Annotated in this window: 15 protein-coding genes; 8 read left to right on the forward strand and 7 right to left on the reverse strand. The window is 63.0% G+C overall.

The features are described 5' to 3' along the window. Positions 1-21: 21 nt before the first annotated feature. The 4 genes from metA to XH85_RS00435 all read right to left on the reverse strand — a co-directional run bounded on the left by metA (position 22) and on the right by XH85_RS00435 (position 5,468). Positions 22-1,023, reverse strand: a complete 1,002-nt coding sequence (metA, locus tag XH85_RS00420; RefSeq protein WP_128930275.1) for a homoserine O-succinyltransferase MetA — start codon at positions 1,021-1,023, stop codon at positions 22-24. A gap of 13 nt (positions 1,024-1,036) precedes the next feature. After that, complete coding sequence (locus XH85_RS00425) at positions 1,037-2,338, reverse strand: O-acetylhomoserine aminocarboxypropyltransferase/cysteine synthase family protein (protein WP_128930276.1); 1,302 nt, start codon at positions 2,336-2,338, stop codon at positions 1,037-1,039. 269 nt (positions 2,339-2,607) lie between these two features. Next, positions 2,608-4,167: an amidase family protein gene (locus XH85_RS00430; RefSeq protein WP_128930277.1), complete on the reverse strand. Its 1,560-nt coding sequence runs from the start codon at positions 4,165-4,167 to the stop codon at positions 2,608-2,610. Between the two features lie 119 nt (positions 4,168-4,286). Next, entirely contained in the window at positions 4,287-5,468 is a 1,182-nt protein-coding gene (locus XH85_RS00435) for an MFS transporter (RefSeq protein ID WP_164934776.1), read from the reverse strand. A gap of 98 nt (positions 5,469-5,566) precedes the next feature. Between XH85_RS00435 and XH85_RS00440 the strand changes: the two genes are divergently transcribed. From XH85_RS00440 to XH85_RS00450, 3 genes are all read left to right on the forward strand, one after another. Then, positions 5,567-6,520: a LysR family transcriptional regulator gene (locus XH85_RS00440; RefSeq protein ID WP_128930279.1), complete on the forward strand. Its 954-nt coding sequence runs from the start codon at positions 5,567-5,569 to the stop codon at positions 6,518-6,520. A gap of 245 nt (positions 6,521-6,765) precedes the next feature. Beyond that, positions 6,766-7,224: a VOC family protein gene (locus XH85_RS00445; protein ID WP_128930280.1), complete on the forward strand. Its 459-nt coding sequence runs from the start codon at positions 6,766-6,768 to the stop codon at positions 7,222-7,224. 148 nt (positions 7,225-7,372) lie between these two features. Beyond that, the gene (locus tag XH85_RS00450) at positions 7,373-7,813 is read left to right on the forward strand and encodes a CBS domain-containing protein (RefSeq protein WP_128930281.1); all 441 of its coding nucleotides are present in this window, start codon (positions 7,373-7,375) and stop codon (positions 7,811-7,813) included. A gap of 259 nt (positions 7,814-8,072) precedes the next feature. Here the strand turns inward: XH85_RS00450 and XH85_RS00455 are convergent, their stop codons facing one another. Together XH85_RS00455 and XH85_RS00460 are read right to left on the reverse strand one after the other, a co-directional pair. Next, positions 8,073-11,018, reverse strand: a complete 2,946-nt coding sequence (locus XH85_RS00455; RefSeq protein WP_128930282.1) for a transketolase — start codon at positions 11,016-11,018, stop codon at positions 8,073-8,075. A gap of 49 nt (positions 11,019-11,067) precedes the next feature. Continuing rightward, positions 11,068-11,853, reverse strand: a complete 786-nt coding sequence (locus tag XH85_RS00460) for a hypothetical protein (RefSeq protein ID WP_128930283.1) — start codon at positions 11,851-11,853, stop codon at positions 11,068-11,070. 213 nt (positions 11,854-12,066) lie between these two features. Here XH85_RS00460 and XH85_RS00465 point away from each other — a divergent pair, with 213 nt between their 5' ends. The 4 genes from XH85_RS00465 (at position 12,067) to XH85_RS00480 (ending at position 16,379) form a co-directional block, all read left to right on the forward strand. Then, positions 12,067-13,257: an NADH-quinone oxidoreductase subunit D gene (locus XH85_RS00465; protein WP_091893905.1), complete on the forward strand. Its 1,191-nt coding sequence runs from the start codon at positions 12,067-12,069 to the stop codon at positions 13,255-13,257. A gap of 20 nt (positions 13,258-13,277) precedes the next feature. Next, positions 13,278-13,604 (forward strand): antibiotic biosynthesis monooxygenase family protein, encoded by a 327-nt coding sequence (locus XH85_RS00470; protein WP_128930284.1) that lies wholly within the window; start codon positions 13,278-13,280, stop codon positions 13,602-13,604. Positions 13,605-13,694: 90 nt separating this feature from the next. Beyond that, entirely contained in the window at positions 13,695-15,203 is a 1,509-nt protein-coding gene (locus tag XH85_RS00475) for an outer membrane protein assembly factor BamB family protein (RefSeq protein WP_128930285.1), read from the forward strand. Positions 15,204-15,386: 183 nt separating this feature from the next. Further along, entirely contained in the window at positions 15,387-16,379 is a 993-nt protein-coding gene (locus tag XH85_RS00480) for a ribose-phosphate diphosphokinase (protein ID WP_128930286.1), read from the forward strand. Here the strand turns inward: XH85_RS00480 and XH85_RS00485 are convergent. Then, positions 16,291-17,421 carry a hypothetical protein gene (locus XH85_RS00485; protein WP_206734862.1) on the reverse strand — a complete coding sequence of 377 codons (1,131 nt, stop codon included), beginning with the start codon at positions 17,419-17,421 and terminating at the stop codon, positions 16,291-16,293. The genes XH85_RS00480 and XH85_RS00485 overlap by 89 nt on opposite strands. Positions 17,422-17,870: 449 nt before the next feature. Between XH85_RS00485 and XH85_RS00490 the strand changes: the two genes are divergently transcribed. Further along, positions 17,871-18,356, forward strand: a complete 486-nt coding sequence (locus XH85_RS00490) for a dienelactone hydrolase family protein (protein WP_420837865.1) — start codon at positions 17,871-17,873, stop codon at positions 18,354-18,356.

The raw sequence follows: 18,356 nt of genomic DNA on the forward strand, positions 1-18,356 counted from the left end.
CGCGAAACCAACATCCTTTGGCTAGCGCGCCGAGACCGGCGCGTCGGCATCCGCGCCGAGATATTGCAGCCAGTTCCGGAACAATGCCGCCGCGGCGCTGCCGGCGGCGATATCGGCGCGCAAATTCAGCGCAGGCAATTCGTTGGTGAGCGCCGGATGGCGCTGGTGCCGCGCCTGCTTCTCGAAGCGGGCCAGCTTCTCTTCCGTCGCTGCGTCAAAATAACTCACGGGCAGGTTCGGATAAGTCTCGCGCTCACGCGCGAGATAGCGGCCGATGTCGCGCAGATATTCGCGCTGGAGCGATAAGGCATCGTATTCCGGGTGGCCCTGGAAGAACACGAAACGGCTGGCATATTGGCGGACGAAGACATCGACGCCAGCCTCCTCCGAACGTGTCAGCACCTGGTATCCGGCCTGAACGAGGTCGTCCTCGGCGATCTCGTTCAGGCGCGAATGCGAGACCTTGAGCGGCATAGGCGCACCGCGCGTCAGGGGATCATGCGTCACAGCTTCGCAGTCGAAGATGCCGTGACATTTGGCCGGCAGTCGCCGTCGTTCGATACGGTCGAGATGCAGCACCGCCGCATGCGCGGCGAGGCACGACCAGATCGTCGAGCGCGTGTTGACCTTGGCCCAGTCGACGAGGTCGGTCAGGTCGCGCCAGTACGGCTCCTGGTCGAGCTCGGGCGCGACCGGCTCGGCGCCGGTCACGATCAGCCCGTCGAATCTCTGGCGCTTGAGATCCGCAAGATCGGAATATTCACTCTCGACATGCCACTTGGCTTCCGGTGAGCGTTTCACGCTGGGAAGCGAGAAGCAGTGAAAGCGGATGCGGCGCGGGCCCGCGGCGGCCTGGAGCAGCCTCATGAACTGTCGCTCGGTCGCCTTCAGCGCCGGGTCCGGCATGTTGTTGATCAGCCCGATGGTCAGCTCGGCACCGCTCCGATCAAGCGCGAGATCACCCCCGGCCGGCACCAGTGCCGGGCTCGACATGAGTTGATCCCTGTCGATCAAGATCGTCATCGACGCCGCCCGCCTACTCCGCGGCCTGGAGACGCGACGACGGACAGGCCTTTTCCAGCGCCTGGTCGATGTCCTCGATGATGTCGGCGGAATGCTCGATGCCGATCGACAGGCGGATCGTCTCCGGCAAAACACCAGCGACACGCTGCTGCTCTGCCGACATCTGCCGGTGCGTGGTCGAGGCCGGATGACAGGCGAGCGACTTGGCATCGCCGATATTGACGAGGCGCGTGATCAGCTTCAGCGCATCGTAGAAGGTCTTGCCGGCTTCCATGCCGCCCTTGATGCCGAAGGTGAACAGCGAGGAGGCGTTACCGTTCAGATATTTCTGCACCAGCGGATAATAGGGGCTGTCCGGGAAGCCCGTGTAATTGACCCAGGCGACGCGCGGGTCACCGCGGAGGAATTCGGCGACCTTGCGGGCGTTCTCGACGTGGCGCTCCATGCGCAGCGCCACGGTCTCGATGCCCTGGAGCAGCAGGAAGGCGTTGAACGGCGAGAGCACCGAGCCCATTGTGCGCTGATAGACGCTGCGCGCGCGCTCGATATAGGCGGTCCTACCAAAGCGCTCGGCATAAACGAGGCCATGATAGGACGCGTCCGGCTTGTTGTAAGCCGGGAAACGGTCGGCGTATTTCGCCCACGGGAAGTTTCCGGAATCGACGATGGCGCCACCGAGCGTGGTGCCGTGGCCGCCCAAAAACTTGGTCAGCGAATGCACGGCGATGTCGGCGCCGTAGTCGAACGGCTTGAGCAGAATGGGGGTCGCGACCGTGTTGTCGACGATCAGCGGCACGCCATGCGCGTGCGCGATTTTCGCCAGCGCCTCGATGTCGCAGACATTGCCGGCGGGATTGCCGATGGTCTCGGCGAACACGGCGCGGGTATTCTCGTCGATCAGCTTCTCGATCGCATCTAGCTTGTCGCTCTCGGCGAAGCGGCCGGTGATGCCCTGCCGCGGCAGGATGTGCGAGAGCAGCGTGTGCGTGGTGCCGTAGAGCTGCGGCACGGAAACGATGTTGCCGCCGTGATCGGCGACATTGACAAAGGCGAAGTGCAGCGCCGCCTGGCCGGTCGCAACCGCGAGCGCGCCGACGCCGCCTTCGAGCTGCGCGATGCGCTTCTCCAACACCGCGCTGGTCGGATTGGCGATGCGGCTGTAACGAAAGCCCTCGGCCTCGAGATTGAAGAGCGCGGCGCCATGATCGGCGCTGTCGAAGGCATAGGCCGCGGTTTGGTAGATCGGCACGGCGACGGCGTGCGTGGTGGCTTCCGGTTCGTAGCCGGCGTGAATAGCGATCGTCTCGTTGCGCATCGTGCCACCTCCGCGTGGGGCGGGCCGCACTTATTGGCCTCACGGCATGTGCGTTGTCCGCCGTCCTCCTGTAAGAGGCGGGTGGTAAAGCGGACAATAATTCGCCTAGAGATCGAGGAAGTAACCCTAACGCTCGTTGGCGAGGTGGCCAGAATTCGGGTTAAACTGGATTAACGAATTGACGAGGTTTGCTGCGACAGCGGCGTTACTTTTGCCTTCTCCCCCTTTTGGGGAGAAGGCAGGTCAACGCGGCGATAGCCAGGCTACACCTAAGCCATCTGCTCCCACAGCCTGTGGGCGAGCACGCCGGCGCGCTTCTCGATCGCGGCCGCAGCATCGAGCGCAAGATCCTCGCGATAGCGCCCGGCAATGAGCTGGACGCCGATCGGCTTGCCGTCGTGGAGGGCCACCGGCACCACCGCGCCGGGCAGGCCCAGCACGTTGATCGCGGAAATGAAGCGGATCTCGCCCCAGAAGATCTCGCGCACGCGCTCGGGACTGACCGTGTCCTCGCGCGGGCCCGGCGTCGGCTTCACCGTGGTCGGCGCCAGCACGACCGGATACTCCTCGAAGAACAATTGCCAGGCGCGGATGTGGCCATTGCGCGCGGCCGTCGCCTGCATCCAGGCTTTGAGATCGAGCAAGTTGGCCTTGGTCTTCATGCCGCCCCAGGCCTTGTGAAAATCCTCGGAGGTGACCTTCAGCATGCTGGCTTCCTGCATCACCACGGTCTCGTTGGTGATGATGTCGCACCAGGTCTGCCAGACGCCGTTGATGTCGGGCACCTCGACCTCGCTGACGCGATAGCCGGACCGCTCGAGATGATCCGCGGCGTGGCGCAGCGCCGCAGTGACCTGCGGATCGACGTCCATGTCATCGGGGATCTTTGCCAGCGCGACCTTGATCGGCCCCTTCGGCTTCGGCCCGGCCAGCGGCGCCGGCACCCACCAGGGATCGCGGGGATCGCGTTGGCTCATCACCTCCAGTGCGAGGCGAACGTCGGCAACGTGACGGGCGAGCGGCCCCTGCGCCGACATCAGATGGGCCAGCATCGGCCGCTCGGCGGTGGCGCTTCCGTTAAAAGCGGGGATGCGTCCCTGCGTCGGCTTGATGGTGGCAATGCCATTGCAATGCGCTGGCCAGCGCAAGGAGCCGCCGATGTCGTTGCCATGGGCGATGGTGCCAATGCCGGCGGCGACCGCCGAGCCAGCGCCGCCGGAGGAGCCGCCGCAGGTGATGTTCGGATCCCATGGGTTCAGCGTCAGCCCGTGCAGAGGATTGTCGGTGAAGCCGCGGAAGGAGAATTCCGGCGTATTGGTGAGCCCGATGACGATCGCGCCGGCCTTTTTCAAGTTGCGCACCACGGGGGAATCCGACGGCGCGATGAGGTCCTCGTTGGCAGGAACGCCGTTGAAATTTGGTCGGCCTTCGTAGTCGACATTCTCCTTGATGGTTACAGGCACGCCATGCAGGAGGCCGAGCTCGCCGCCCTTGGCGCGCTGCCTGTCGGCCGCATGCGCAGCCTTCAACGCCTCTTCCGAGAGATCGACGACGACGGCGTTCAGCCTCGGATTGATGGCGTGCATCCGTTCGAGATGCGCTTCGACCGTCTCGACGGCGGAGATTGCACCGGAGCGGATGGCAGCCGCGGTCTCGACCGCCGACCATTGCCAGGCCGGCCCCTTGGGACGGCGCGATGAGGCCGGCTCGAGCCGCGTGGCTTTCTTTGCCTTCTTCGCAACGATGCCCTTGCGGCTTGCGCCTTTCTTGTTCGAGGTCTTAGCCGGTTTCTTCGAAGCCGCTTTCTTCCTGGTCGTCGTCTTCGCCACGTCGCATCTCCTGAAATTGCGTCGCAGACGTTACGGATGGCGAAAGGACGTGTACAGGTGCGTTTTCTGCATGGCGCGATGGCGCGGCGCGGCGAATTGTCCGCGAACGCGCCGCTGCGCTATTCCGCCGGACAAGCCGCAACGGCGGCTTGCGCGCGGTCCAGCCGGAGGCTCCACAGCGCCAGCACGAGACCGACAGCGGTGATGCCGGCTGCGACCAGAGGGAGCGCCGAAAGGCCGAGCCCGCGATCGATGGTGACACCGCCGGCCCAGGCACCGAGGGCGTTGCCAAGATTGAACGCGGCGATGTTGAGGCTGGAGGCGAGCGTGCGGCCATTGGGGCCTGCCGCTTCCAGCACGCGAAGCTGGAGCGGGGCGACGGTCGCAAAAGCGGCGATGCCCAGCAGCAGGATCAGCACGACCGCCGGGATCTTGACCGACAGCACGGCGGCAAGGCCAAGAAGCACCATGGCGAGCGCGGCGAGCGTTCCGATCAGCGCGCCGGCGAGGCCACGGTCGGCGAGCTTGCCGCCGGCGACGTTGCCGATCGCGAGCCCGACGCCGAACACCAGCAGGATCGGCGAGACTGCGGCCTCCGAAAAGCCGGTGAAACGCGTCAGGATCGGCTGGATATAGGTGAAGACGACGAACAGGCCGGCAAAGCCGAACACGGTCATGGCAAGGCCGAGCAGCACCTGCGGGCGGCCGAGCACCGAGACTTCCTCGGCAAGCGAGACCGGCTTGTCGCCGTTGCCGACATGGCCGGGCACGAGCGCGGCGACCACAGCAAAGGCGATCACGCCGATGACCGTCACGGCCCAGAACGCCGCGCGCCAGCCGAGCATCAGGCCGAACCAGGCGCCGAAGGGCACACCCAGCAGTGTCGCGACCGTGAGGCCGATGAACATGGTGGCAATCGCCGAGGCCCGCTTGTCCTCGGCGACGAGGCTCGTCGCCACCACCGACCCGACGCCGAAGAAGGTCCCGTGGGCGAGCGATGTCAGCACGCGGGCGGCCATCAGCAGCTCGTAGTTCGGCGCCAGTGCGCAGGCGGCATTGCCCAGCGTGAAGATCGCCATCAGCGCCAGCAGCACGGACTTCCGCGGCATGCGCCGTGTGGCGAGCGTCAGCACCGGCGCGCCGACGAACACGCCGAGCGCATAGCCGGAGATGAGCAGGCCCGCGACCGGCACCGAGACATGCATCTCGGCGGCGACCTGGAGTAAGAGGCCCATGATGATGAATTCGGTGGTGCCGATGCCGAAGGCACCAGCGGTGAGCGCAAGGACGGCGGGAGGCATGCGTGGCTCCGATGGATGAGACGAGCCACGCAGATAGCCGCACCGCAGCAAAACCATTAGAATGTCCGCAATCCAATCATTTGTGACGTGAATTCAACATGGCCCGCTTCGACACCAACCGCTCCGCCGAGATGGAGGTTTTCGTCCGCGTCGTCGACTTAGGCGGCTTCACGCAGGCCGCACGAAAGCTGCGCCTGACGCCGTCGGGCGTGAGCAAGTTGATCTCGCGGCTCGAGGCACGGCTCGGCTCGCGCCTGGTCAACCGCACCACGCGCAAGCTGACCCTGACCGAAGAAGGCCAGACGTTCTACCAGCGGGCCGTGCGGATCCTCGCAGAGATGGAGGAAGCCGAACGAGAGGCGGCCTCCGGTGCGGCCCCGCGCGGCCGCCTCACGGTGAACTGCAACATTCCGTTCGGCATGCTGCATGTGATGCCGCTGATCCCGCGCTTCCTGGAAGCGCATCCCGAAGTCACGCTCGATCTCGTGCTCACGGACACGCTGATCGACCTGATGCAGGAACGCGCCGACGTCGCGATCCGTGTCGGTCCATTGCGTGCGTCGCGCCTCGTCGCACGGAAACTCGGCACCAGCCGCATGGTCGTGGTCGGCGCGCCGGACTATCTCGCACGCTGCGGCACGCCGAAGACGCCGGCGGATCTCGCCGATCACCGTGGCATCGGCTGGACCTTTCCGCGCAGTATCCGCGGCTGGCCATTCAAGCGCGGCGACCACACCGAGGAAGCGGTGCCGCCGCCCGTCGCGCGCGCCAGCGACGGCGAAGCCGCGCGCCGCCTTGCGCTCGGCGGCGTCGGGCTCGCGCGCCTCGCCCTCTTCCACATCGGCCCCGACATTGAAACGGGCCACCTCGTGCCGGTGCTGCAAAGCTACAATCCCGGCGACCGCGAAGACATCCACGCCGTCTATGTCGGCCACACCGCGCCGCTCCCCGCACGCGTCCGCGCGTTCATCGATTTCCTCGCCGAGCATGTGCGGGTGAGCGACCCGGCCCTGAAGCGCGCGGGGGATGGAAGGTGGAAGTTGGTGGGATGAGGCCCGATGGCTAACAGAATGTCAGTCAACCGGGCGCCGCCATCGCAAGGAACCTATCTCTTCCCTGACAAAATGCAGCCGTGTCAGCGCTGTTCCCAAGGCAACGTAATGAGGAGCAACGCGCTGTGACATGGATTCGCTTTCTGATCGCTCGAGGTCCGCCGTGGCTGGGGGACTCATACCCGATTGCGGCCTGGGCTGAGTCTACCCACCTGATCGATAGGTAGGCAAAAGAGGAGAATCCAATGACTGAGTTCGCAAGGCCGCGCGCCATTGGCTTCAACCACATAGCTTTGGAGGTCGGAGAGATCGAAGAAGCACTGGCATTCTACGGCCGTCTGTTCAGCTTCGAGCTACGTGGCAAGACCGACACCATGGCCTTCATCGATCTGGGCGACCAGTTCATCGCGCTGCAGAAAGGCCGCCGGCAAGCAGCGGACGACGGCCGCCATTTCGGGCTCGTGGTCGACGACAAGGAAGCGGCGCGCAAGGCACTGGATGCCGCAGGTGTCGCCGTGATCGATGGACCCTTCCTCGATTTTCGCGATCCGTGGGGCAACCGCATCGAGATCGTTGGTTATGACAACGTCCAGTTCACCAAGGCTCCGAACGTGCTGCGCGGGATGCGCCTGACACACCTCGGCAAGAACGAGCATGCGAAGAAGGAACTCGCCGAGAAGGGCATGGCGGTGGGGCCAAGCTGAAACAGGCCGTGACGTTCTTATCTCTGCACGGATCAGAACCAGTGTCGTCTTTGGAACGCGCGATTGTCGCCTCCGTTGTGTTGATATCAATCGAAGAAGTCCCCGCTTAATCGAAATCTGTTGGGGCAGATCGGCATAGGAGTTGACCATGAAGAAGATCAGCGAGGTGATGACGCGCGACGCGAAAGTCGTAAATCCTAACGACACGATACAGAATGCAGCAAAGCTGATGAAAGAGTGCGATTGTGGCGTATTGCCCGTGGGTGAAGGTGACCGCCTCGTGGGCATGATCACAGACCGCGATATTGCGGTGCGCTGCATCGCGGACGGCAAAGGCCCGAACAGCAAGGTCCGTGACGCGATGACCCAAGAGGTGAAATACTGCTTCGAAGACGAGGACATATCTCACGTCTGCACGAACATGAGTGAGATCCAGGTACGACGGTTGCCCGTGGTAGACCGGAACAAGCGCCTGGTCGGGATCGTGTCGCTTAGCGATTTGGTGCGCCAGTCGGCAGGGACTGCCAAGGCGCTGCATGGAATCGCGCGGCCGAGCCAGCAGCACAACCAGAGTTCCGCCACCGCCTGAGTCCAACACCGACCTGTAGCGGGGCGTGTTCCTCTGATTCAAGGGGCGGGTTCAGCACGGTGCTCCGGGAACTTCTTATTTGGATGCCGGGGAACTGAGCTGCATTAACACAGGCCGCGGACGAAAATTTCCGGGAACGACTGCGCCGTGTGGCAGTTATCCAGTCAGAGCAAGTAACTTTTGAAAGGTGGAATCCTTGAAAAAGTGAAAGCTCGAGCCCCGTCATTCCAATCATTGGATGGCGGGGTTTATTTTTGCTTCAGGCAGCCAACTGCAGGACCTTCTCTTCAATCGAGCGGCACGAAATGCCGTACCTGTCGAGCAATTCGTCTTTCGTGCCAGAGCGCGGCAGTCGTGCAATCCCCAGCCGATGCACCGGCGCCGTCGAGCCAACCGCGGTCGACACGGCATCGCCCAGCCCGCCATCGATCGCGTGGTCCTCGACGACAATCAGCCCCTCGGTGTCACGAGCGGCTGCCGATAGCGTGACGACATCGATAGGCTTCACCGAGTAGGCATCAATCACGCGGATCGAAATCCCACGTGCATCGAGCATGTCGGAAGCGGCCAACGCCTCATGCACCGTAATACCAGCCGCAACGACAGTGAGCCGATCTTGCAGCGACGAGCGCAGCACCTTGCTGCCGCCGATCGGAAACTCCTCTGCATTGGAGTAGATCACCGGCGTCTTGGGCCGTGTCGTCCGGATGTAGACGATGCCATTGGTACGCGCCGCCATCGCGGTCAGCTGCTCGGCGCTCACCGCATCTGCCGGATACAAAACCGTACTTTCGATCAGGGCGCGGAACATGGCGAGATCCTCAAGGCCCATCTGCGACGGGCCGTCCTCGCCGATCGACACGCCGCAATGGCTGCCGCACAGGACGAGATGGGCGGGCCGCGAATACTGCGCCATGCGGATAAAATCATAAGCGCGCGTGAGGAAGCAGGCGAACGTCGCTGCACATGGGATCTTGCCCGCCGCTGCGAGTCCGAGGGCGACGCCGACCATGTTCTGCTCGGCGATGAAACTCTCGAAGAACCGTTCCGGGTATCGGGCCGCGAACGGCTCTGTTCCGGTGGAGTTCTTCACGTCGCCGTCAAGCGCTACCAGCGCTGGCTCCTCGCCAGCGAGCTTCGCCAGCGCGTGCCCGAACGCCTCGCGGGTGGCGACCTTATCACCCAGCCGATAGGCGGGAGGGGAGTGTGTCGCGGCCACGCGCTGCGGGCGCGCCATCTGGCCGACCCGACGTGGCTCGACGACGGGCGGCGCCTGCGTCTCATCGCCGAGTTCGTCGAGTGCCTGCGACATCTGCTTACGGTCGAGCGGTTTGCCGTGCCATCCGTCCGCTCCTTCCAGGAACGAGACCCCTTTGCCCTTGATGGTACGCGCGAGGATGGCGGTCGGGCCACCGTCATGCGCGGTCCGAAATGCCGCAAGGATCGCTGTCATATCGTGACCGTCGATCTCGATGGTGCGCCAGCCGAAGCTCGCGAACCGACGCGCGAACACTGCGGTATCGTGGTGATAGGGCGCCGCCTCGCTCTGGCCGAGACCGTTGATGTCAACGATCGCCGTCACGTTCGCAAGGCCATTGAGCGAAGCAAACTGCGCGGCCTCCCACACTGAGCCTTCCGAGCATTCGCCGTCGCCAAGCAGGCAGAACACGCGGGCATCGATGCGGTCCAGGCGGTTCGCCGCTGCGAGCCCGTTGGCCGCCGCAAGCCCCTGTCCGAGCGATCCGGTCGCGACCCTGACCCATGGATTGAGCGGCGTCGGATGGCCTTCCAACGTGCTATCGATCCGCCGCAGTGACAGCGGATCCTCGCTGATGGCGCCGGCTTCGTGCAAGGCCGCCCACAGGATTGGCGCCGCATGGCCCTTCGACAGAACGAACGTATCGACATTGCGCGCGGCTGCGTCGAGCGGATCCCAGCGCATCTCGCGGAAGAACAGCGCTGCCACGATATCGGCGCACGACATGCAAGAGGTGGGATGACCCGAGCCCGCTTCCGTCGTCATGCGGATCACCAGTCGCCGCAGCCGGCGGGCCTCTGCGCGCAGATCGGCCGCACCACGGAACGCCACAGCGCGCTCACCCTTGGCGGCGAATAGCTTGAGCAGCGAGTCGAACGGATCGATGAACTTCTGGACCGCGTCGTTCTCGAGCTGGGCCGTGACCAGATCGAACGACACCCCAAGCCGACCCAGATCTTCCATGACGCGCCGCGCGCGCTGCACATCGTGCGTGACCGTGGCCTGCACAGTGCCGTGGTCGCGGAACCCTGCGATGGTCTTGCGCGTCATCGTGTTGATGGTCATTGGACCGATCAACGGTTCGACATACATGAGATCCGGATAGTCCGGGTTCTTGGTGCTGGTGCTTGCCCATAGCATCCGCTGTACCCGCGCGCCTTTCTCGGCGAGCGCCATCCAGCGGTTACTCGCCCGGATACGGCTAAATGCCTGATAGGCGAGCTTGGCGTTCGCGGTCGCGACCTTGCCCAGAAGGCTGCGTGGATCAGGATCGGGAGGCAGGCGGTCGGGCACGATGCGCTGCCGCAACAGTCGATCGACGAGCACATCGATGCGACTGAGGAAAAAACTTGCGACCGAAGCGATGTGTTCGATCGGCTGGCCTGCGTCCAGCCGCCGTTCAAGCGCTCGCAGGTAGGCCTCGGCCACCGCCTCGTAGCGGCCGATCGAGAACAGCAGCGTGATGTTGACGTTGATGCCTTCGAACAGCAGCTGCTCGATGGCCGGAACCCCTGCCGGAGTGCCGGGAATCTTGATGAACAGGTTGGGCCGGTCGACCAGTGTCCACAGCCTCCGCGCCTCCTCGATCGAGGCCTCTGTGTCGTGCGCGAGGTGGGGCGATACTTCGAGGCTCACAAAACCGTCGACACCCGCGGTCTCCTCGTACACCGGGCGCAGGATATCACAGGCGTTCCGTACGTCGCTGGTAATGAGTTCTTCATAGATGCCGGCTGGGGATCGGCCCGCCACGGCTGCGCGAACGATGTCATCGTCGTAATCCGCGCCTTCCGCGACCGCCTTCTCGAAGATGGCCGGATTCGACGTGATACCACGCAAGCCTTCCTCGCCAACCCGCCGTGCCAGATCGCCGCTATCGATCATTCGCCGGGTGAGATCATCCATCCAGCAGCTCTGGCCTTGCGCCAACAGTTCGATCGTCCGGTTCATATGCGGTCTCCTTGGTTCAAGCACCTGGAAAGCCGACCACGCACTGCCTTTATTGCCATTCGCCCTTGATCAGCGGACCGATGGGATGCTCGCGCGGCGACATCTTGAGCTGGCGGAAAATGTCGGCATTGCGGGCCGTCTCGTGTTCGGTCTCGATATCGACCCCATAGGCGCGCTCGGGATCGACGCGCGCGCCGATCAGGATGAACTCGGCGCCTTCATAGTCGAGCAGATGCGGGTCTTCGGATGCGAAGCGCCGGCCGCGGAATTGCCGCTCGACCGGTTTGGGGTAATGCGCCTCTTCCCGCTCTGACAGTCCTGCGCCGGGCGGAGACCCGGCCTCGGGGTTCTTGATAGACAGAATGTACGCCGCCTGGCGCTCGATATTCAGCTCCTCCTGGACTTCGCCGGGCCGCCGTGGCAGTTCGAGTTCATAGCTCAAGTGGAGATTGCGACCGCGCTTGATTAGCGCATAGACGCCTTCGCCGGCGGGCCGGACCGGCGGCAGCGTGCGTTCACCGCGCGTCCTGGTCGCATAATGATGCTCACGGAATTCGTCCTCGACGGCCGGGCCGGACCTGATCGCTTCGATGAACCCCCAGATGCGTTCATGATCGCGCGCCTCGGGCAGCCGCTTGCGCCCAAGCACCGCCACACGAAGCCGGGCCTGTCGTTCCGGCTTCATCACCATGTAAAAGCGCTGGATGTCGCCGAGGTCTTCGGCCTTATCTTCCTCGATCCGGGGTCGGTAGGCAAAATAGATGTCGCCTTTTTCGACGATCTCCTCCGAGACCTCCGCCTCCGGGTCGCCGCGCCTCCGTCGCACAGAAACCATGTCGCAGCCAATCGTGCTCAACTCTTCTGCCCTGCACCCTGCTCAACGGAATGCAAACGCACGTGTTCCTAGGTTCGGGCCGGGACGCGGTGCGGCCGTGTAGTTCCTCGCAACGGGGCTGGAGGAGGCTACGGGGCTTTAGGAACGACCAAGGCTTGGGCCGCGTTGCTGCTACGCCGGGCGCGGACCCGCTGCCGCAGCCGTGAGTTCGCCATGGAGGAAGAAGGCCTCCGCAATTTCACCATCAATTTTGGGCCGCAGCATCCTGCGGCCCACGGCGTGCTGCGCCTGGTGCTGGAGCTTGATGGCGAGGTGGTCCGTCGCGTCGATCCTCACATCGGCCTGCTCCACCGCGGAACCGAAAAACTGATCGAAAACAAGACCTATCAGCAATCGATCGGGTATTTCGACCGGCTCGACTATGTCGCACCGATGAACCAGGAGCATGCGTTCTGCCTCGCAGCGGAGCGGCTGCTTGGCCTGGAAGTGCCGCGCCGCGGCCAACTGATTCGCGTGCTGTTCTGTGAAATCGGACGGCTGCTCTCGCATCTGCTCAACATCACAACCCAGGCGATGGACGTCGGGGCGCTCACCCCACCGCTGTGGGGGTTCGAAGAGCGTGAGAAGCTGATGGTGTTCTATGAACGCGCGTCCGGTGCGCGCATGCACGCAAATTACTTCCGTGTCGGAGGCGTGCATCAAGACCTGCCACCGAAGCTGATCGATGACATCGAAGCCTTTTGCGATCCGTTCCTGCGCGTGGTGGACGATCTGGATCGGCTGCTGACGGGACTTCGTATCTTCAAGCAGCGCAACGTCGATATCGGCAGGGTGACATTGAAGCAAGCCTGGGAGTGGGGATTTTCGGGCGTCATGGTGCGTGGCTCGGGCGCCGCCTGGGACCTTCGCAAGGCGCAGCCCTATGAATGCTATCCGGAGATGGATTTCGACATTCCGATTGGCAAGAACGGTGACTGCTATGACCGCTATCTGGTCCGCATGGAAGAAATGCGCCAGTCGGTGCGCATCATGCGACAGTGCATCGCCAAACTCCGCGCTCCTGACGGGCAAGGTCCGGTCGCAGTGCAGGACAACAAGATCTTTCCTCCGCGCCGCGGCGAGATGAAGCGCTCGATGGAAGCCCTGATCCATCATTTCAAGCTTTACACAGAAGGCTTTCACGTGCCTGCCGGGGAGATCTATGCGGCAGTGGAAGCCCCCAAGGGCGAGTTCGGCGTGTATCTGGTTTCCGATGGGACCAACCAACCCTACAGGTGCAAGATCCGCGCTCCATCGTTCGCGCATCTGCAGGCGATGGACCTACTCTGCCGCGGCCACTTGCTCGCCGACGTCTCGGCGATCATCGGGTCGCTGGACATCGTGTTTGGGGAGATCGATCGATAATACCGTGAAAGGAGATCGCCATGCCACAAATCCAGATCGGCCAGCAGCCGGTCACGCAAATTACGATCATCGAAGCCGAACCGGAGAAGCAGGCCGAGGCCCTATCGCTCATGAGGGAGCGAGCTCGCTTCATGCAGCGTCAGCCGGGGTTCATTTCCGTCAGCCTGCATCGCAGCCTCGATGGGCGTCGTATCGTGAATTACATTCAATGGGAAAGCCGTGATCTCCTACGGGCCGCGCACCAGTCACCTGAATTTCGCAAAGCCTGGAGTCAGTTCGGAAGTCTCACCGACGATATCGATCCTCATTTGTACGAGGTCGCCGACGTCCTCGCGAAGAGCGAGTGAAACCGGCGCTCGATGAGCGCGAGTGCGAAACGCCTCAGCTCATGTGCCCACGATGATGGAACCGGAGCAGCACGGGGCTGTTAGGCGCACATGAACATCCGACGCGCTTTTTCGAGGACAGCCCGTCCTGCCTGGAGGGTGGGACTATTTGCACTTGCGCTATCGCCGCTATCCGCCCTTGCTCAAGACGGCTCCGTTCTGACCTATCATGGCGACAACAGCCGAAGCGGCCAGTACGTCGTTCCCGCGCTATCCTGGGATAAAGCCAGATCGGTTCAGCTGGATCGCACGTTCAACGCCCGTGTCGCGGGCTCGATGTACGCTCAGCCGCTGTACTGGCGTCCTCCTGGAGCGAACGCCGGGATGCTATTCGTGGCCACCGAGGACGACGTCGTCCAGGCCCTCGACGCGACGACCGGCAAGGAATTGTGGAGGCGGGTGGTCGGGCGTCCAGTGCGCCGTTCGTCGCTGCCGTGCGGAAATATCGATCCGCTTGGTATTACCGGGACGCCGGTGATCGACCCTGCAACCCAAGCCATCTATTTCGATGCTGCCGTGGAGCGAGGAAACGGCCCGCGCCACGAAGTGTTCGCGCTTTCGACAAAGGATGGCAGCGTTCTCCCCGGCTGGCCGATCGATGTGGCCGACCTTCTGCAAAAGGCAGGACGACATTTCGACCCGAGCGTCCACAACCAGCGCGCGGCGCTCACGCTTCTCGACGACACTGTCTATGTCGCCTTCAGTGGCCATTTTGGTGATTGCGGGAACTATCACGGCTGGGTGGTCGGACTTTCCCTGCGCGAGCCCGGCAAGCATGTCAGCTTCGAAACGCGTGGGCGAGGGGGCGGGATCTGGGCGCCGGGCGGTCTGAGCGTCTCCGAGCAGGACATCTACTTTGCGACTGGGAATACGCTCGGCGCGCCGACCTGGAGCGACGGTGAAGCCGTGTTTCACTTTGGACCCGACCTGCGCCGCAGAGACGACAAGAGGGACTATTTTGCGCCATCGGATTGGAAAACACTCGATGCCGCCGATGCGGATCTCGGGGGCAGCAATCCGCTTACTTTCAACCTATCCGGAGCGGGCGGGGACCGCGCTCTGATCCTGGCGCTGGGGAAGGATGGCAAGGCTTATCTTCTCGATCGAAATAGTCTCGGCGGCGTCGGCGGCCAGCTGGCGGTCGAAACAGTAGCCCAGTCGTCGATCGTCACCTCGCCGGCCGCCTATCGCGTCGGCGATGATGTCTTTGTTGCCTTCCAGGCCTCCGGAGCGCATTGCCCGCAGCCCGGCCGCGGTCACGATTTGACGGTCTTGAAGATCGCAGCAGGCCCCCCGCCGGCGATGGCCACTGCCTGGTGCGGTGCGCTCCGCGGCCGCGGCTCCCCCGTTGCGACCACCACGGACGGCCATTCCAACCCGATTGTTTGGATTGTTGGCGCCGAAGGCGACAATCGGCTGCACGCGTTCCGCGGCGATACCGGCGAACCGATTTTTGTAAGCGAGGCCTTGAGCGGCCTCCGACGCTTCCAGACGCTGATCGCGACGCAGGACCGCCTCTATGTGGGCGCCGACGGGCACATTTACGCCTTTCATTTTTGAAAGGCACGCATATGCAGCTTCACGAGACCGGATGGCACCTCTCCCATACCGGGAACTCAGCATTGGCCTCATTTGTTCAATGGTGGGATCCCCTTGAAGCTGGGGTCTCGCGTTTGCAGCCCCGCCAACGCGGAAGTGATCCCATCCCGCTCGGGGCCGGTCATCTCGCGAACGGAGCTATAGATGGCGGAATTGGCCTGCCACTCCGAGATGCGGCTGTTCGCGCTGAACGCGACGGCCGATCTTGGCAAAGCCACGGCTCAGGCGTTGGGTTGGTCGCTTGCTGCACACGAGGAGCGTGAGTTCGAGGATGGCGAGCACAAGGCGCGCCCCCTCGATTCGGTCCGTGGCACAGATGCATACGTGATACAAACCCTGCATAACGGGCCAAACCAGAGCGTAAACGACAAGCTATGCCGATTGCTCTTCTTCATCGGCGCTCTCAAAGACTGCGGCGCCGCTCGCGTCACCGCGGTCGTGCCGTATCTTTGCTATGCGCGAAAGGATCGCCGCACCAAGCTCAACGACCCGGTAACGACGCGCTACATTGGCAGCCTCTTTGAGGCTGTTGGTACCGACGCCGTCGTCGCCCTTGAGGTGCACAATCCGGTTGCGTTCGAAAATGCCTTCCGCTGCCGGACCGTCGCCCTGACGTCGACAACGCTATTCGTTAAGTTTGCCGCGCAATTAATGGATGAAAGCTTCAGCGTGGTGTCTCCGGATCCCGGTGGCGTGAAGCGCGCACAACTCTTGCGAGAAGCGTTGGAAGTCACGCTGCATCGTCCGATCGGCAAGGGGTACGTCGACAAGCACCGCAGCGCCGGCGTGGTTTCGGGCGATCTCTTCGTCGGCGATGCAGCCGATGCGACGGTGCTCATCATTGACGATCTGATCAGTACCGGAACCACGCTGCTGCGTGCCGCGCAGGCGGCCCGGCGCGCCGGCGCCCGTCGCGTATTGGCTTTCGTGACACATGGGCTATTCATGCCTGGCTCCGCCGAGGTCGTTGCGAATCCTGCCATTGAGCAGTTTGTCGTGACCGATGCGGTGCCCGTTCGAATTGACGATGCTGCTGCGCGCGCCAAGGTCAAAGTCCTCCCTGTCGCCCCACTACTCGCCGAGACGATACGCCGGCTGCACGAGAACCGCGATCTCGCCGACCTCCTGGTCTTCTGAGCAATCCAACCAGCTTGATTGCGTCCGATGCCGCCAGGCGAAGATATTGGCGCGCGACCCGCGGCCACTTCTCGGGACTGCGCGGCTCGGGCTCGAGGAGATGGGCGATCGCAAGACGGGCGCGCAATGTTGCACGATGACACCGATAGAACGTCATTAGCTCGTCGCCCGGACTGTCCTTGAGTTCTTGCCGTATCCGTCGTGTAATGTACTCGCCGATCCATCCTGCCCCAAGGCGCTCGCATTCAAGGTCAAGGAAAGCGATCTCGTCAAATGGATCGACCGCACGCAGGCGCGGATTGAATTCGATGCAGTCAATGATGCGAACTGGATCGCCAAGCCAGATGTGCTCGGGCCGCAGGTCGCCGTGACCATCGATGATCTTTCGGCGACGGATGCGATCGGCGAGGAGGTCTGATCGGCGATCGAGGAAACGGCGTTGCATCTGGTCGATCCACTGTATCAGCCCTGCCGGCATCGCGAGCCGCCTGTCAAGAAGGACGCGCCGATTATAGTCGAGGCTTCGGTACCATTCGGCTAGTCGGACGGCCGACGAAATGAAGGTAGGCTGTGCACGCCGATAGAACTGGGCAAGGACAGCAGCCAGCCGATCAAGCTCCCAAGTTTTGACATCCCCATCAACAATGCCGTTGTCCAGCATATTCCGCTCGTCGAGGCGACGCATCATGACGAGCCAATCTACCGCCTCCCCTGGGCCACCGATGGCAAGCCCCTTATGAGACCAGACCAGCGGCACGACGTCGAGATATACGTCCTGGGCGAGGCGGCGATTGAGGCGCAGCTCAGCCCGGCATGCAGCCTCACGTTTGGCTACGCTGGAAAAGTCAAGATATGGAAAGCGGACCGGCTTCTTCAGCTTGTAGACTTTGTCCCCGACGAGAAAGACCCATGACATATGGGTCTCGCGAGTGGTGATGGTGGCTGCGCCTTCCGGGTACACATTTCGCCGGCTCAGAAAGTGTACTTTGTCACGCAGCCGCAGCTCGCGGATTTCGCTCTCGATCTGCTCTCGCGCTTCCATTGCTGGCGTCCATCAACGCTGCAGGAACGGCGCAGCCCCCGCTTGCCGAGTTGCATTGATCGCCTGCACCTTAGAGGCCTTCATCCCAATCTGGGCCGGCCAATCTGGGCGAGCGATACCACAGGAGCGGTTCCCGCCCCGTCGCCGGGCGGCTTGTCGAAGCCGACGCGAAGGCCTTCCGGAGCTACGAAACCAAAGCTGGCAGCGCCCGTTGGTAGCAAAGGAAATAAGAAGTGAGAGCGAAAATGGTTGCTCGTGCTCGACCGGGACGGAGCAGTGAGGTCCGGGACGTTTCCATTCCACCTAGGGGGCTTGCCGGTATATTACACATTCCCGAAGGCAGCCGTGCCGTAGTCGTCTTTGCCCATGGAAGCGGATCGAGTCGCTTCAGCCCGCGCAATACGGCAGTTGCCGCCGCTCTCAATGATCATGCGCTAGCGACCCTGCTGTTGGACCTCTTGACCTTCGATGAAGAAGCGAACCGCGCGAATGTATTCAACATTGAGCTGCTGGCCGACCGTTTGCTCGATGCGGTGCGCTGGCTGGATCAGGACCGGACCATGGCTCGGCTTGCGGTAGGTCTGTTCGGCTCGAGCACGGGAGCAGCAGCAGCGCTCATGGCAGCAGCCCGGCTCCGCAGCCGAATCGGCGCTATCGTCTCACGCGGCGGCCGTCCCGATCTCGCCGGCGATGCAATCGATCAAGTCAATGCTCCAACCCTCTTCGTGATCGGCGGCAATGACTTCGGGGTGATCGAACTCAATCAAGATGCATTTGCGCGGCTTCGAGAACCCAAGGCAATCGAGATCGTTCCGGGAGCCAGTCATCTCTTTTCGGAACCGGGAGCCCTCGAACAAGTGACAGACCACGCAGCACGATGGTTCGCCCGTTACCTCACTCCTATGGCTCCAGGAGCGGGTTCGAAGGCAGGATAG

The organism is Bradyrhizobium zhanjiangense (assembly GCF_004114935.1).
Classification (GTDB): domain Bacteria; phylum Pseudomonadota; class Alphaproteobacteria; order Rhizobiales; family Xanthobacteraceae; genus Bradyrhizobium; species Bradyrhizobium zhanjiangense.